Source organism: Streptomyces dysideae (assembly GCF_001514305.1).
Lineage (GTDB): Bacteria > Actinomycetota > Actinomycetes > Streptomycetales > Streptomycetaceae > Streptomyces > Streptomyces dysideae.
On record NZ_KQ949075.1, the window covers coordinates 694440 to 708282 of the forward strand.

Sequence of the window (13843 nt, forward strand, 5' to 3'; positions counted from 1 at the left end):
CAGCCGATGTCTCCCGGAGGGCTACGCCCACCGCGCCGGATCCGTCCCCCAGACCCCCGGCGGCCGCGCCCAGTCGTCCGGCCCGCCCTCGAAGGCGACCGGCGACCGGGCGTACCGCAGCCGCCCGAGCGCGCTGTCCGTCTCGGCGAGCCAGGGCTCCGGCCCGGCGGCAACGGATTCCGCGGCGTCAGGTGCCGCCCCGATCCCGTGCAGCAGCCAGTGAGCCGTCCGCGCCAGTGACAGCCGTACGCACCGGCCGTGCCCCTCCTCGGTCCGCTCGGTCAGCTCCCGCAGCACGGCGGCCGCCAGCAGATACCCCGTGCCGTGGTCGAGTGCCTGCGCCGGCAGCACCCCCGGCTTCTCCACCGACCCCTCGGTCACGGCGATTCCCGTGGCGGCCTGCACGAGGCTGTCGAAGCCCCGCCGTTCACCCCACGGCCCGTACGCGCCCCACGCCGACAACTGCGCCACGACCACCCCTGGCCGCCGCTCCGCCAAGGCGTGCGGCGAGAGCCCGAACCGGTCCAGGGCGCCGGGACGGTAGCCGGTGACGACCACGTCCGCCGAGGCCAGCAGCTCGTCGAAGGTACACCGGTCGGCCGCCAGGTCCAGCCGCGCCGACCGCTTCCCGAAGCCCGTGTCGGCGTGCTGGTCGGGGAGCTCGGGCAGCTGGGGCGCGTCCACCCGCAGGACGTCCGCGCCGAGCAGGGCGAGGGTACGGGTGGCGACCGGGCCCGCGATGACCCGCGTCAGGTCCAGGACCCGCACACCGGCGGCGGGCAGCAGGGGAGAGGCGCCGACCGGCGTGAGCGCACGCGCGCGTGCCGTGTCCAGCCGCTCCCGCTCGACCAGTGGCCGCCGGGCCACCGCGGCCCCCTGCTCGTGCCCGGCCCACTCCTCGGGCGTACGCAGCGCCACGGCGAGGCCGCCTGCCGCGTACACGGCCTCCTCGGCCTCGACGGCGGACCGTTCGGCGAGCGCGGCCGCGATCGCCGCCGGGTCCTCCGTCGGCACTCCCAGCGCGGCCGGCAAGCGCGCCCGGTGATGCGGATAGTTGGCGTGCGTGCGCACCCACCCGTCCGCCGTCCGCCAGAACCGGGACAGCGGTGCGAAGTTGACCGGCGCGCGCCCGTTGATCAACAGATGCCGCTCGCTGGTGAACGCCGTCGCGACGGCGCCGTCGTCCACCCGGATCCGGGGTACCTCGGCGAGGCCGGCCCGGCGCGCCCCCAGCTCGGCGGCGGCCAGCGCGCAGGCGTTGACGCAGGCACGCGCCAACTCTCGTACCGGAAGCCGTGCTTCCAGAGCGATGTCTGTCATGTCCGCACTCTGCAGGATGTACTGGATCAACATGTCCACCGGAGGGCCCGGGCGGTACGCCGCCCGGACCCTCCGTTCCTGCGGCAGTGCTACTTCACGGCCTTCAGCGCGTTGACGATGCCGAAGCCGTAGAACCCGTTGTAGCGGTCGCCGCCCACGCACGTGGCGTCCTGCGTGCCGTCACCGTTCTGGTCGTACGACTCGGGGCAACCCGGGTTGTCCGCCTGCGCCTTGAGCAGCGCCTGCAGCTGGCCCGGGGTCGCGAACGGGTACTTCGACTTCAGCAGCGCGGCCACGCCCGCGGCGTGCGGCGAGGCCATCGAGGTGCCCTGCAGGAAGGCGTACTCGCCGTTCGGCATGGTGGACAGGATACGGCCGTCCTTCGACGGGGTGTCCGGCAGCTGGTAGCGCCGGTCGCCGCCCGGCGCCGCGATGTCGACCACGCCGTAGCCGTACGTGGAGTAGTACGACTTGAGGTTCTGCACACCCGTCGCGCTGACCGTGACGACACCCGGCAGCTGGGTCGGCACGTCGAAGCACTCGTGCGGGTCGATGGTGCGCTCGACCGGCGTGGAGTCGTCGGGGCTGGTGGCGTCGACGATCGCGTCGGAGTCCAGGTCGTGGTTCGAGTTGCCCGCCGACGCCAGGTTGAGGATGCCCTTGTGCTGGGCGTACAGCTGGGCCCTGTTGACCGCGTCGACGATGGCCTTCTGGTCTGGGTCGTCCATGCAGTTGTACAGCCACGGGTCCACGTAGTAGCTGTTGTTCGTGATCTCGACGCCGTGGTCGGCGGCGAACACGAACGCGCAGACGACGTTCTCCGGGTAGAAGAGGCCGTCCTTGGGGTCGCTCACCTTGATGCCGGCGACCTTGACTCCGGGGGCCACGCCGGCCACGCCGATGCCGTTGCGGGCCGCGGCGATCTCGCCCGCGACGTGCGTGCCGTGGTAGTCCTCCGCGGTGTACGGGCGCCAGGCACCCTCACTGGTGTCCGCGACACCGCCGACACAGTTGGCGGACTGCGCGGCGGAGAAGTTCGGGGCGAGATCCGGGTGGGTGTCGTCGACGCCGGTGTCGATCACGGCGACGGTCACCTTGCTGCTGCCCGGGTTGATCTTCGCGGCCTTGTCGGCACCGATCGCGCGCAGGTCCCACTGGTCGGCCTCGAGCGGCTCGCTGCCCGGCGTCGCGGCGGAGGCCTTCGCGACCTTCACGGCCTGCGCGTCGGTCAGCAGCTCGGCCGCGCCCTCGTCCGTCGTGCCGGCGGCGGTCAGCGGCGCCGTACGGGTCGCACCCGCCGACTGGACGCCGCGCACCGCGCGTATCTGCTGCCCGAAGTCCGGGTTGGCCGAGTGGGCGACGATCACACCGATCTTCGCGTACGTCGTGACGACAGTGCCGCCGGCCGCGGCGATCGCCTTCTTCACCGACTCGATCGTGCGGCGGTCCACCTTGGTGTTGACGACGTAGGCCAAGGAGCCCGCGTCCGCGGCCTCGGCGACGGTCTCCGCGCGCGGGGCGGCCGTGGCGGCCGACGGCAGGAAACCGAGGGAGGCGGTCAACGACAGCACGACCGGAACCGCGAGGGCGAGTCGGCGTCTGGAAGGCAGATGAGCCATGGGGTCTCCACATCATCCGGAAAACGAAACCGGCCCGAGACACAGGTGGTGCCCGGGCAGGTACATGACGGGTATTGCAGAGGGAAGTTATCGCCCGAAGCCGCTGGCCAGCAATGACCTACAGGGGGTGACTTCTGGAAAGAAGTCAGTCACGTTGAACCGGTCCTCGCGTGCCGCCGTGACCTTGGGCAGGAGGCGCAAGCACGATCGAGCCCCCTGTTGGATCACGCCGTGGGGCCCTAACATCGCCACCCGGCTCAGGTGATCCACGTCACTGCGAGGAACAGAGCCGTTCATGTCCGTCGTACCAAACCCGTCCCCCACCCCCGACCATCCCCCGTCCGCCCTGGCAACAGCGCCCGCAACGCGAGGAGACTCCGTGGCTACCGACGCACCGCCCCCCTCGACAGAGCAACACCGACTCCCCACCACCGAGGAGTTCACCGAGGTCCAGGAGAGCGCGGAGTTCGGTGAACTGCGCCGCTCCCACCGCTCCTTCGCCTTTCCGCTGACCATCGGCTTCATCACCTGGTACCTGCTGTACGTGCTGCTGTCGAACTACGCCGGTGACTTCATGGGCACCAAGCTGTTCGGCAACATCAACGTCGCCTTTGTCTTCGGTATCGCCCAGTTCCTCACCACGTTCCTCATCGCCTGGTGGTACTCGCGGCACGCTGCCGCGAAGCTCGACCCCAAGGCCGAGGCGATCAAGTCCCGGATGGAGGGCGGCGCATGAGCATCGCGCAGCAGAGTGTCCTGGCCGCAAGCGAGGCCAGCGAGCACCGGCCACTGATCATCAGCCTGTTCGCGGTGTTCGTCGTCGCGACCCTGGTCATCACGATCTGGGCGGGCCGCCAGACCAAGGACGCCGCCGACTTCTACGCGGGCGGACGCCAGTTCAGCGCCTTCCAGAACGGCCTCGCGGTCTCCGGCGACTACATGTCGGCCGCGTCGTTCCTCGGTATCGCGGGCGCCATCGCCATCTTCGGCTACGACGGCTTCCTGTACTCCATCGGCTTCCTGGTCGCCTGGCTCGTGGCGCTCCTCCTGGTGGCGGAACCGCTGAGGAATTCCGGCCGCTACACCATGGGCGACGTCCTGGCGTACCGCATGCGCCAGCGCCCGGTCCGCACCGCGGCCGGCACCTCCACGATCGTCGTCTCGATCTTCTACCTGCTGGCCCAGATGGCGGGCGCGGGCGTCCTGGTGTCGCTGCTGCTCGGCATCACCTCGGACCTCGGCAAGGTCGCCATCGTCGCCCTCGTCGGCGTCCTGATGATCGTGTACGTCTCCATCGGCGGCATGAAGGGCACCACCTGGGTCCAGATGGTCAAGGCCGTGCTGCTCATCAGCGGCACCCTCCTGATCACCTTCCTGGTGCTGCTGAAGTTCAACTTCAACATCTCCGACCTGCTCGGCTCGGCCGCCGAGAACAGCGGCAAGGGCGCCGCCTTCCTGGAGCCCGGCCTCAATTACGGCGCGACCGGCACCTCCAAGCTGGACTTCATCTCCCTCGGCATCGCCCTGGTGCTCGGCACCGCCGGCCTGCCGCACATCCTGATCCGCTTCTACACGGTGCCCAACGCCAAGGCCGCCCGTAAGTCCGTGAACTGGGCGATCGGCATCATCGGCGGCTTCTACCTGATGACCATCGCGCTCGGCTTCGGCGCCGCGGCGCTGATCTCCCAGGAAGAGATCATCGCCTCCAACCCGTCCGGCAACACGGCGGCCCCGCTGCTCGCCCTGCACCTCGGCGGCGTCGACTCGGCCTGGGGCGCGGTCCTGCTCGCCACGATCTCGGCGGTGGCCTTCGCGACGATCCTCGCTGTCGTCGCCGGCCTCACCCTCGCCTCGTCGTCCTCCTTCGCGCACGACATCTACGCCAACGTCATCCGCAAGGGGAAGGCCACCGAGAAGGAGGAGATGAAGGCGGCCCGCTGGGCGACAGTCTTCATCGGCATCGTCTCCATCGCCCTCGGTGCCCTCGCCCGCGACCTCAACGTGGCCGGCCTGGTCGCGCTGGCCTTCGCGGTCGCCGCGTCCGCCAACCTGCCGACCATCCTCTACAGCCTGTTCTGGAAGAAGTTCACCACCCAGGGCGCGCTGTGGTCGATCTACGGCGGTCTGATCGTCGCCGTCGGCCTGGTGCTGTTCTCGCCCGTCGTCTCCGGCGCCCCCAAGGCGATGTTCCCGGGCGTCGACTTCGCCTGGTTCCCGCTGAAGAACCCGGGCATCATCTCCATCCCGTTCGGCTTCCTGATGGGCTGGCTCGGCACGGTCCTCTCCAAGGAGGAGCCGGACACCGGCAAGTACGCCGAGCTGGAGGTCCGGTCCCTCACCGGCACCGGCGCCCACTGAGAAACGCCCCCTGGAGCGGCCGCGTCGTAGGTCCCTACGACGCGGCCGCGTCTTACCTCGTGGGATCGGGGCTCTGTTGTTGTCAGTGGCGTCACGTAGGCTCGCAGGAGATGGCAGAGATGTGATCCGCGACGAGGGACGGGGCCCACGTGCTCATCGACACCTACGGCCGGACGGCCACCGACCTGAGGGTCTCGCTGACCGACCGCTGCAATCTGCGGTGCAGCTACTGCATGCCCGAGGAGGGCCTGCAGTGGCTCGCCAAGCCGGACCTGCTCACGGACGACGAGATCGTCCGCCTGATCGACATCGCCGTCACCTCCCTCGGCATCGAGGAAGTCCGCTTCACCGGTGGTGAACCCCTGCTGCGCCCGGGCCTGGTCGGCATCGTCGAGCGGGTCGCGGCCCTGGAGCCCCGCCCCCAGATGTCCCTGACGACCAACGGCATCGGCCTCAGGCGCACGGCCCCCGCCCTGAAGGCGGCGGGCCTGGACCGGGTCAACGTCTCCCTGGACACGCTCCGCCCGGACGTCTTCAAGACCCTCACCCGCCGGGACCGCCACAAGGACGTCCTTGAGGGCCTCTTCGCCGCCCGAGAGGCGGGCCTGACCCCCGTGAAGGTCAACTCCGTGCTGATGCCGGGGCTGAACGAGGACGAGGCCCCGGACCTGCTGGCCTGGGCGGTGGAGCACGACTACGAACTGCGTTTCATCGAGCAGATGCCCCTGGACGCCCAGCACGGCTGGAAGCGCGACGGCATGATCACGGCGGGAGACATCCTCGCCTCCCTGCGCACCCGCTTCGAGCTCACGGAGGAGGGCTCCGAGAAGCGAGGCTCGGCCCCGGCGGAGCGCTGGCTCGTGAACGGCGGCCCGCACCGCGTCGGCGTCATCGCCTCCGTCACCCGCCCGTTCTGCGCGGCCTGCGACCGTACCCGCCTGACGGCCGACGGCCAGATACGCACGTGCCTGTTCGCAACAGAGGAAACAGACCTTCGCGCCGCCCTGCGCTCCGATGCCCCCGACGAGGAGATCGCCCGCATCTGGAAGCTGGCGATGTGGGGCAAGAAGGCGGGTGCGGGCCTGGACGACCCGACGTTCGTCCAGCCGGACAGGCCGATGTCCGCCATCGGGGGTTAAGAGTTCTCGGGCGCTTCCCAGTCCTCGAACTTCACCACGTCCTTGAGGAACCCCCGTACGCCGAGGAACTGGGACAGGTGCTCCCGATGCTCCTCACAAGCCAGCCACGTCTTGCGCCGCTCCGGCGTATGGATCTTCGGGTTGTTCCACGCGAGCACCCACACGGCACCGGCGCGGCAGCCCTTGGCAGAGCAGATCGGGTTCTCGTCACTCACGGATTCGTCTCACAGGCACGATGAAAAAGGCGACGCCGAGCAGCCACGGGGGGAGCTGCCCGGCGTCGGTCTGTCGCTCCGACGGGGGATGCGGAGCGCCTACGAAGTATGTCACGGGTAGCCCGTCGCCCGGCACCGGAACAACACTATTGATCTGAGCTTTTATTGAGCTTGGTACGGCGCCGACGTCCGGATCCGGACCCCCGCCGACGTCACACCCCGTCGCGTGGCCTGGCTTGTCCGCCGACGGCTTCGTCCCCCGGGACATCTTCCGGGACCGGTTCCGCGAAACCGTCATCCGTCCGCGGCGGCGTGAGCTCCCCCGCTGCCGAAAGCGTGGGGGGTGCCCCCATCGGCGTCGGCGCGGTCACGAACGTCGACGGCAGCGACGGCGCGTTCTCCCGGCCGGCGTTGGCGATGACGACCGCGACGTACGGCAGGACCGCCCCGAGCACCAACGCCACGATGGCGACGTGCCGTTCGACGTTCCAGAGCGTGGCCGCGAGGATCACCGACAGTGTACGGACGGTCATCGAGATGACGTACCGGCGCTGTCGGCCGCGCACGTCGTCATGGAGCCCTGCCCGGGCTCCGGTGATCCGGAACACCTGGGCGTTGGCACCGCCGTGCAGCTTCCGCATCACATTCCACCATCCGCCCGCATCGGACTGTCCCCGGCCCTTCCGCACCCACTCCGCTCAGTCGGGGGACCGGGCCCGGACACATCCCACGGTACGCCGCGCCTCCGCCGCCTACGAGACCGGGGCACCTGCTGCCTGGGCGAACGGCGTGCGCCGTACCGCGTATGGCGCACACCGACATGCGACGTAGAGCAGGCGACCCGACACTGGGCGTAATGCTCACGTAGAGCCGTACGAGGAGGCAGCCATGGGCTGGTTGTGGGCGATCATCGTGGGATTCGTGCTGGGCCTGATCGCGAAGGCGATCATCCCGGGCAAGCAGCACAGTCCTCTCTGGCTGACGACCATCTTCGGCATGCTGGGCGCCATCGTCGGCAACTCGATCGCCCGGGCGGCGGGCGTCGACGAGACCTCAGGCATCGACTGGAGCCGGCACGCCTTCCAGCTGGTTGCCGCGCTCGTCATCGTGGGCGTCGGCGACATGCTGTACATGGCAACGCTGGGCAAGAGAAAACAACGGACCTGACAGTGATGACGAACGGCGAAGGGGGCGGCCCGAAAGCCGCCCCCTTCGCCCTGCGTATGTCTCAGGCTCCGGTGACCTCGACGGCCGCCAGATTCTTCTTCCCCCGCCGCAGCACCAGCCACCGCCCGTGCAGCAGGTCCTCCTTGGCCGGCACCGCGTCCTCGGCCGCGACCTTCCCGTTGTTCACGTAGGCCCCGCCCTCCTTCACGGTCCGCCGCGCAGCCGACTTGCTGCCCACCAGACCGACCTCGGCGAGCAGGTCGACGACCGGCCCGAGCTGCTCGACCTGGATGTGCGGCACCTCGGAGAGCGCCGCGGCCAGCGTCTTCTCGTCCAGCTCCGCGAGGTCACCCTGACCGAAGAGCGCCTTGGACGCGGCGATCACGGCGGCCGTCTGGTCCGCACCGTGCACCAGCGTCGTCAGCTCCTCGGCCAGCGCACGCTGCGCGGCGCGCGCCTGCGGACGCTCCTCGGTCTGCTTCTCGAGCTCCTCGAGCTCCTCGCGGGACTTGAAGGACAGGATCCGCAGGTACGTCGAGATGTCCCGGTCGTCCACGTTCAGCCAGAACTGGTAGAACGCGTACGGCGTCGTCATCTCCGGGTCGAGCCAGACGGCGCCGCCCTCGGTCTTGCCGAACTTGGTGCCGTCCGCCTTGGTCATCAGCGGCGTCGCCAGCGCGTGCACGTTCGCGTGCGGCTCCAGCCTGTGGATCAGGTCCAGGCCCGCCGTGAGGTTGCCCCACTGGTCGCTGCCGCCCTGCTGGAGCACACAGCCGTACCGGCGGTACAGCTGCAGGAAGTCCATGCCCTGCAGGATCTGGTAGCTGAACTCCGTGTAGCTGATGCCCTGGTCGGACTCCAGGCGGCGGGCCACGGAGTCCTTCGTCAGCATCTTGTTGACGCGGAAGTGCTTGCCGATGTCGCGCAGGAACTCGATCGCGGACAGGCCCTCGGTCCAGTCGAGGTTGTTCACCATCACGGCGGCGTTCTCGCCCTCGAAGGACAGGAACGGCTCGATCTGGGCGCGCAGCTTGCCGACCCAGCCGGCCACCGTCTCCGGGGCGTTCAGCGTGCGCTCCGCCGTCGGGCGGGGGTCGCCGATCAGGCCCGTGGCGCCGCCGACCAGCGCCAGCGGCCGGTGGCCGGCCTGCTGGAGCCGGCGCACCGTGAGTACCTGCACCAGGTGCCCGACGTGCAGGGACGGCGCCGTCGGGTCGAAGCCGCAATAGAACGTGACGGGACCGTCCGCGAGCGCCTTGCGCAAAGCGTCCTCGTCGGTGGACAGGGCGAACAGCCCTCGCCACTTCAGCTCGTCGACGATGTCCGTCACGGTTCTCGTATCTCCTCGGGTGGGCTCGTAATCAGGTACGAGGTTATACGCCCTGGCTGACAGAGCTCATATTGAAGTCGGGCACCCTCAGCGCGGGCATCGCAGCCCTGGTGAACCAGTCGCCCCACTCCCGGGGCAGCGTCTTTTGCGTGCGCCCGGCCTCGGTGGCCCGGCCCAGCAGGTCGACCGGGGACTCGTTGAAGCGGAAGTTGTTGACCTCGCCGCTCACCTCGCCGTTCTCCACGAGGTAGACGCCGTCCCGGGTCAGGCCGGTGAGCAGCAGCGTCGCCGGGTCGACCTCGCGGATATACCAGAGGCAGGTCAGCAGCAGCCCGCGCCCGGTGTTCGCGACCATCTCCTCCAGGGACCGGTCCTCGCCGCCGTCCAGGATCAGGTTGTCGATCGCCGGCGCGACGGGCAGCCCGGTCAGGCCGGAGCTGTGCCGGGTGGTCGTCAGGTAGGTCAGCTCGCCCTCGCGGATCCAGTCGGTGGCGGTGAGCGGCAGCCCGTTGTCGAACACCGACTGGTCGCCGCCGGAGGAGTGCGCGATCACGAACGGCGCGGACTCCAGGCCCGGCTCGTTCGGGTCGCTGCGCAGGGTCAGCGGCAGCTCGCTCAGCTTCTCGCCCACGCGGGTGCCGCCGCCCGGCTTGGAGAACACCGTCCGGCCCTCGACCGCGTCCCGGCCCGACGCCGACCACATCTGGTAGATCAGCAGGTCGGCGACGGCGGTCGGCGGCAGCAGCGTCTCGTAGCGGCCCGCGGGCAGCTCGATCCGCCGCTCGGCCCAGCCCAGCCGTACGGCGAGCTCGGCGTCCAGCGCCGCCGGGTCGACGTCCTTGAAGTCCCGGGTGGAGCGGCCCGCCCACGCCGAGCGCGTACGGTCCGGCGACTTGGCGTTCAGCTCCAGCGTCCCGTTGGGCTGGTCGTGCCGCAGCCGCAGGCCCGTCGACGTGCCGACGTAGGAGGAGACCAGCTCGTGGTTGGCGAAGCCATACAGCTCGCGGCCGCCCGCACGCGCGCGTGCGAAGGACTCGCCGAGCGCGGGCGCGAAGTCGGTGAACACGGCGGAGGAGGTCTCGGCCGGCCCGTCCGTGAAGTCCGGCGACGCCGATACGTCCGTCACCAGCGGCTGCGCGTCCTCGGCGGGCCCGGCACCGCGGGCCGCGGCCTCGGCGGCCCGCACCAGCGGCTCCAGCTCTTCGGGGGTCACTGCGGACCGGGAGACGACCCCGGAGGCGGTGCCCTCCTTGCCGTCGACGGTCGCGATGACGGTGAGCGTGCGCCCGCGCGTGACGCCGTTCGTGGTGAGCGCGTTGCCCGCCCAGCGCAGGTTGGCGGTGGACTGCTCGTCGGCGATCACGACGCAGCCGTCCGCCCGCGACAGCTCCAGGGCGCGCTCGACGATCTCGTGCGGCTTGTTCGTACGAGCGCTCATCGACCGGCCTCCTGCGTGGTGTTCAGAATGTTGACGCCCTTGAAGAGGGCCGACGGGCAGCCGTGCGAGACGGCCGCGACCTGGCCCGGCTGGGCCTTACCGCAGTTGAAGGCGCCGCCCAGGACATACGTCTGCGGACCGCCCACCGCGGCCATCGAGCCCCAGAAGTCGGTGGTCGTCGCCTGGTAGGCGACGTCCCGCAGCTGGCCGGTGATCCGGCCGTTCTCGATCTTGAAGAACCGCTGCCCGGTGAACTGGAAGTTGTAGCGCTGCATGTCGATCGACCAGGACCGGTCGCCGACGACGTAGATGCCCCGGTCGACGCCCCCGATGAGATCGTCCGTCGCCATCCCGGCCGGATCCGGCCGCAGTGACACGTTGGCCATGCGCTGGACCGGCACATGGCCGGGGGAGTCGGCGTACGCGCACCCGTTGGACCGCTCGAACCCGGTCAGCTTCGCGATCCGCCGGTCCAGCTGGTAGCCGACGAGCGTGCCGTCCTTCACCAGGTCCCAGGACTGGCCCTCGACGCCCTCGTCGTCGTACCCGATGGTCGCCAGGCCGTGCTCGGCGGTGCGGTCACCGGTGACGTTCATCAGCTCGGAGCCGTACTTCAGCTTGCCGAGCTGGTCGAAGGTGGCGAAGGAGGTGCCGGCGTACGCGGCCTCGTAGCCCAGCGCCCGGTCCAGCTCGGTGGCGTGCCCGATGGACTCGTGGATGGTCAGCCACAGGTTGGACGGGTCGACGACCAGGTCGTAGAGCCCGGGATCGACGCTCGGCGCGCGCATCTTCTCGGCGAGCAGCTCGGGGATCCGCCCGAGCTCGCTGTCCCAGTCCCAGCCGGTGCCCGTGAGGTACTCCCAGCCGCGCCCGACCGGCGGCGCGATGGTGCGCATGGAGTCGAACTCCCCGCTCGACTCGTCCACCGACACGGCGGTCAGCTGCGGGTGCAGCCGGACGCGCTGCTGCGTGGTCACGGTCCCGGCGGTGTCGGCGTAGAACTTGTTCTCGTGCACGGTGAGCAGCGAGGCGTCGACGTGGTTGACGCCGTTGGCCGCCAGCAGCCGCGCGCTCCACTCCGCCAGCAGCGCCGACTTCTCCTCGTCGGGCACGGTGAACGGATCGATCTCGTACGACGAGATCCAGGTCTTCTCGGCATGCACCGGCTCGTCGGCCAGCTCCACGACCTCGTCCGAACCGGCCGCCTTGATCACCTGGGCGGAGAGCTTCGCCATCGCCACCGCCTGCGCCGCCACCCTGGCAGCGGCGTCCATCGTCAGGTCCACGCCCGACGCGAACCCCCAGGTACCACCGTGCACGACCCGCACCGCGTACCCGAGGTCGGTGGTGTCCGACGACCCGGCGAGCCTGGCGTCCCGCAGCCGCCAGGACGCGCTGCGCACCCGCTCGAACCGGAAGTCCGCGTGCTCGGCACCCAGCGCACGCGCGCGTGCCAGCGCGGCATCGGCCAGGGCGCGTAGGGGAAGTGCCGTAAAGGCTTCGTCGATCGTATGAGGCACGGAGGTCTCCCTGCTGTCGTGGCCTGTCGGTACCGATCATGTCGCGCGGGCGGCCCTGCGGACCACACGTTTCCGCCCGGAGTCCGCATCTTTCTGTAGGGACCCGACAGTGAGTCCCGTAAGCCACTGTGGATGCCCGATTGTCCGCACGCGGGCCGGGACCGATAGGTTTTCGAGGAAGCCGCCTGTCATCCAGGTGTTCGGGCAGGTGTGTCAGACCGCTATCGAAAGGGTGATCCGTTGAGCCGCTCGGTTCTCGTCACCGGAGGCAACCGGGGCATCGGCCTCGCCATCGCCCGCGCTTTCGCCGACACCGGCGACAAGGTCGCGATCACGTACCGCTCGGGTGAGCCGCCGGCCGGCTTCCTGGCCGTCAAGTGCGACATCACCGACACCGAGCAGGTGGAGCAGGCCTACAAGGAGATCGAGGCCGAACACGGCCCGGTCGAGGTGCTGATCGCCAACGCCGGCATCACCAAGGACCAGCTCCTGATGCGTATGTCCGAGGAGGACTTCACCTCGGTCGTCGACACCAACCTCACCGGCACCTTCCGGGTCGTGAAGCGCGCCAACCGCGGCATGCTGCGCGCCAAGAAGGGCCGTGTCGTCCTCATCTCGTCGGTCGTCGGACTGTACGGCGGCCCCGGCCAGGCGAACTACGCCGCCTCCAAGGCCGCCCTGGTGGGATTCGCCCGGTCCCTCGCCCGTGAGCTGGGCTCGCGCAACATCACCTTCAACGTCGTCGCGCCCGGCTTCGTCGACACCGACATGACGAAGGTGCTCACCGACGAGCAGCGCGAGGGCATCGTGAAGCAGGTGCCGCTCGGCCGTTACGCGCAGCCCGAGGAGATCGCCGCGACGGTGCGGTTCCTCGCCTCGGACGACGCCTCGTACATCACTGGAGCCGTCATCCCCGTAGACGGCGGACTGGGAATGGGTCACTGATCACCATGAGCGGAATTCTCGAGGGCAAGCGCGTCCTGATCACCGGTGTGCTGATGGAGTCCTCCATCGCCTTCCACACCGCGAAGCTGGCCCAGGAGCAGGGCGCGGAGATCATCCTGACCGCGTTCCCGCGGCCCACGCTGACCGAGCGCATCGCCAAGAAGCTGCCCAAGCCCACCAAGGTCATCGAGCTCGACGTGACCAATGAGGAGCACCTGGGCCGTCTTGCCGACATCGTCGGCGAGGAGCTCGGCGGCCTCGACGGCGTCGTCCACTCCATCGGCTTCGCCCCGCAGGACGCGCTCGGCGGCAACTTCCTCAACACGCCGTTCGAGTCCGTCGCCACCGCCATGCACGTCTCGGCGTACTCCCTGAAGTCGCTCACCATGGCCTGCCTGCCGCTGATGCAGAACGGCGGCTCCGTCGTCGGCCTCACCTTCGACGCGCAGTACGCCTGGCCGCAGTACGACTGGATGGGCCCCGCCAAGGCCGCCCTGGAGGCCACCAGCCGCTACATGGCGCGTGACCTGGGCAAGCAGAACATCCGCTGCAACCTCATCTCCGCCGGCCCGATCGGCTCGATGGCCGCCAAGTCCATCCCGGGCTTCGCCGACCTGGCCTCCGTGTGGGACAGCCGCTCCCCGCTGGAGTGGGACCTCAAGGACCCCGAGCCGGCCGGTCGCGGTGTCGTCGCCCTGCTGAGCGACTGGTTCCCGAAGACCACCGGCGAGATCATCCACGTGGACGGCGGTCTGCACGCCATCGGAGCGTGACGCTGCCGCTCACGCCCGA

At 69.8% G+C, this 13843-nt stretch carries 13 protein-coding genes; 6 read left to right on the plus strand and 7 right to left on the minus strand.

Annotated elements, in window-relative coordinates:
• Nucleotides 1-21: 21 nt before the first annotated feature.
• Both AQJ91_RS03145 and AQJ91_RS03150 read right to left on the minus strand, forming a co-directional pair.
• Complete coding sequence (locus AQJ91_RS03145; protein ID WP_079084642.1) at nt 22-1320, minus strand: CoA transferase; 1299 nt, start codon at nt 1318-1320, stop codon at nt 22-24.
• A gap of 89 nt (nt 1321-1409) precedes the next feature.
• Nucleotides 1410-2939 (minus strand): S8 family peptidase, encoded by a 1530-nt coding sequence (locus tag AQJ91_RS03150; protein ID WP_067015891.1) that lies wholly within the window; start codon nt 2937-2939, stop codon nt 1410-1412.
• A gap of 379 nt (nt 2940-3318) precedes the next feature.
• On the opposite strand from AQJ91_RS03150, the gene AQJ91_RS03155 reads away from it, so the two are divergent.
• From AQJ91_RS03155 to moaA, 3 genes are all read left to right on the plus strand, one after another.
• Nucleotides 3319-3675 (plus strand): DUF485 domain-containing protein, encoded by a 357-nt coding sequence (locus tag AQJ91_RS03155; RefSeq protein WP_067015894.1) that lies wholly within the window; start codon nt 3319-3321, stop codon nt 3673-3675.
• Nucleotides 3672-5297, plus strand: a complete 1626-nt coding sequence (locus tag AQJ91_RS03160; RefSeq protein WP_067015897.1) for a solute symporter family protein — start codon at nt 3672-3674, stop codon at nt 5295-5297. Before AQJ91_RS03155 ends, AQJ91_RS03160 begins: the two co-directional genes overlap by 4 nt.
• Nucleotides 5298-5446: 149 nt before the next feature.
• On the plus strand, nt 5447-6436 hold the full coding sequence (gene moaA / locus AQJ91_RS03165) for a GTP 3',8-cyclase MoaA (protein WP_067015899.1): 990 nt from the start codon (nt 5447-5449) through the stop codon (nt 6434-6436).
• Here moaA and AQJ91_RS03170 read toward each other — a convergent pair.
• Both AQJ91_RS03170 and AQJ91_RS03175 read right to left on the minus strand, forming a co-directional pair.
• Complete coding sequence (locus AQJ91_RS03170) at nt 6433-6651, minus strand: hypothetical protein (RefSeq protein WP_067015901.1); 219 nt, start codon at nt 6649-6651, stop codon at nt 6433-6435. The genes moaA and AQJ91_RS03170 overlap by 4 nt on opposite strands.
• A gap of 212 nt (nt 6652-6863) precedes the next feature.
• Nucleotides 6864-7292, minus strand: a complete 429-nt coding sequence (locus AQJ91_RS03175; protein ID WP_067015903.1) for a DUF3099 domain-containing protein — start codon at nt 7290-7292, stop codon at nt 6864-6866.
• A 247-nt stretch (nt 7293-7539) separates the two neighbouring features.
• Between AQJ91_RS03175 and AQJ91_RS03180 the strand changes: the two genes are divergently transcribed.
• Nucleotides 7540-7818 carry a GlsB/YeaQ/YmgE family stress response membrane protein gene (locus AQJ91_RS03180; RefSeq protein ID WP_067015905.1) on the plus strand — a complete coding sequence of 93 codons (279 nt, stop codon included), beginning with the start codon at nt 7540-7542 and terminating at the stop codon, nt 7816-7818.
• A gap of 61 nt (nt 7819-7879) precedes the next feature.
• On the opposite strand, the gene tyrS is transcribed toward AQJ91_RS03180, so the two are convergent.
• Genes tyrS through AQJ91_RS03195 form a run of 3 tightly spaced genes read right to left on the minus strand, consistent with a single transcriptional unit; the run spans nt 7880 to nt 12106 of the window.
• Nucleotides 7880-9148 carry a tyrosine--tRNA ligase gene (gene tyrS, locus AQJ91_RS03185; RefSeq protein ID WP_067015907.1) on the minus strand — a complete coding sequence of 423 codons (1269 nt, stop codon included), beginning with the start codon at nt 9146-9148 and terminating at the stop codon, nt 7880-7882.
• 43 nt (nt 9149-9191) lie between these two features.
• The gene (locus AQJ91_RS03190) at nt 9192-10586 is read right to left on the minus strand and encodes a metallopeptidase TldD-related protein (protein ID WP_067015908.1); all 1395 of its coding nucleotides are present in this window, start codon (nt 10584-10586) and stop codon (nt 9192-9194) included.
• Nucleotides 10583-12106 (minus strand): TldD/PmbA family protein, encoded by a 1524-nt coding sequence (locus AQJ91_RS03195; protein ID WP_067015909.1) that lies wholly within the window; start codon nt 12104-12106, stop codon nt 10583-10585. The genes AQJ91_RS03190 and AQJ91_RS03195 overlap by 4 nt, the downstream gene beginning before the upstream one ends.
• A gap of 240 nt (nt 12107-12346) precedes the next feature.
• Here AQJ91_RS03195 and fabG point away from each other — a divergent pair, with 240 nt between their 5' ends.
• On the plus strand, nt 12347-13051 hold the full coding sequence (gene fabG, locus AQJ91_RS03200; RefSeq protein WP_067015910.1) for a 3-oxoacyl-[acyl-carrier-protein] reductase: 705 nt from the start codon (nt 12347-12349) through the stop codon (nt 13049-13051).
• A gap of 5 nt (nt 13052-13056) precedes the next feature.
• The gene (fabI, locus tag AQJ91_RS03205; RefSeq protein WP_067015913.1) at nt 13057-13824 is read left to right on the plus strand and encodes an enoyl-ACP reductase FabI; all 768 of its coding nucleotides are present in this window, start codon (nt 13057-13059) and stop codon (nt 13822-13824) included.
• Nucleotides 13825-13843: the final 19 nt, after the last annotated feature.

Coding starts and splice junctions, on each gene's coding strand:
- AQJ91_RS03145 (WP_079084642.1), bottom strand. CDS start 1,320: ATGACAGACATCGCTCTGGAAGCACGGCTTCCGGTACGAGAGTTGGCG.
- fabI (WP_067015913.1), top strand. CDS start 13,057: ATGAGCGGAATTCTCGAGGGCAAGCGCGTCCTGATCACCGGTGTGCTG.
- AQJ91_RS03190 (WP_067015908.1), bottom strand. CDS start 10,586: ATGAGCGCTCGTACGAACAAGCCGCACGAGATCGTCGAGCGCGCCCTG.
- AQJ91_RS03180 (WP_067015905.1), top strand. CDS start 7,540: ATGGGCTGGTTGTGGGCGATCATCGTGGGATTCGTGCTGGGCCTGATC.
- AQJ91_RS03160 (WP_067015897.1), top strand. CDS start 3,672: ATGAGCATCGCGCAGCAGAGTGTCCTGGCCGCAAGCGAGGCCAGCGAG.
- AQJ91_RS03175 (WP_067015903.1), bottom strand. CDS start 7,292: ATGCGGAAGCTGCACGGCGGTGCCAACGCCCAGGTGTTCCGGATCACC.
- AQJ91_RS03150 (WP_067015891.1), bottom strand. CDS start 2,939: ATGGCTCATCTGCCTTCCAGACGCCGACTCGCCCTCGCGGTTCCGGTC.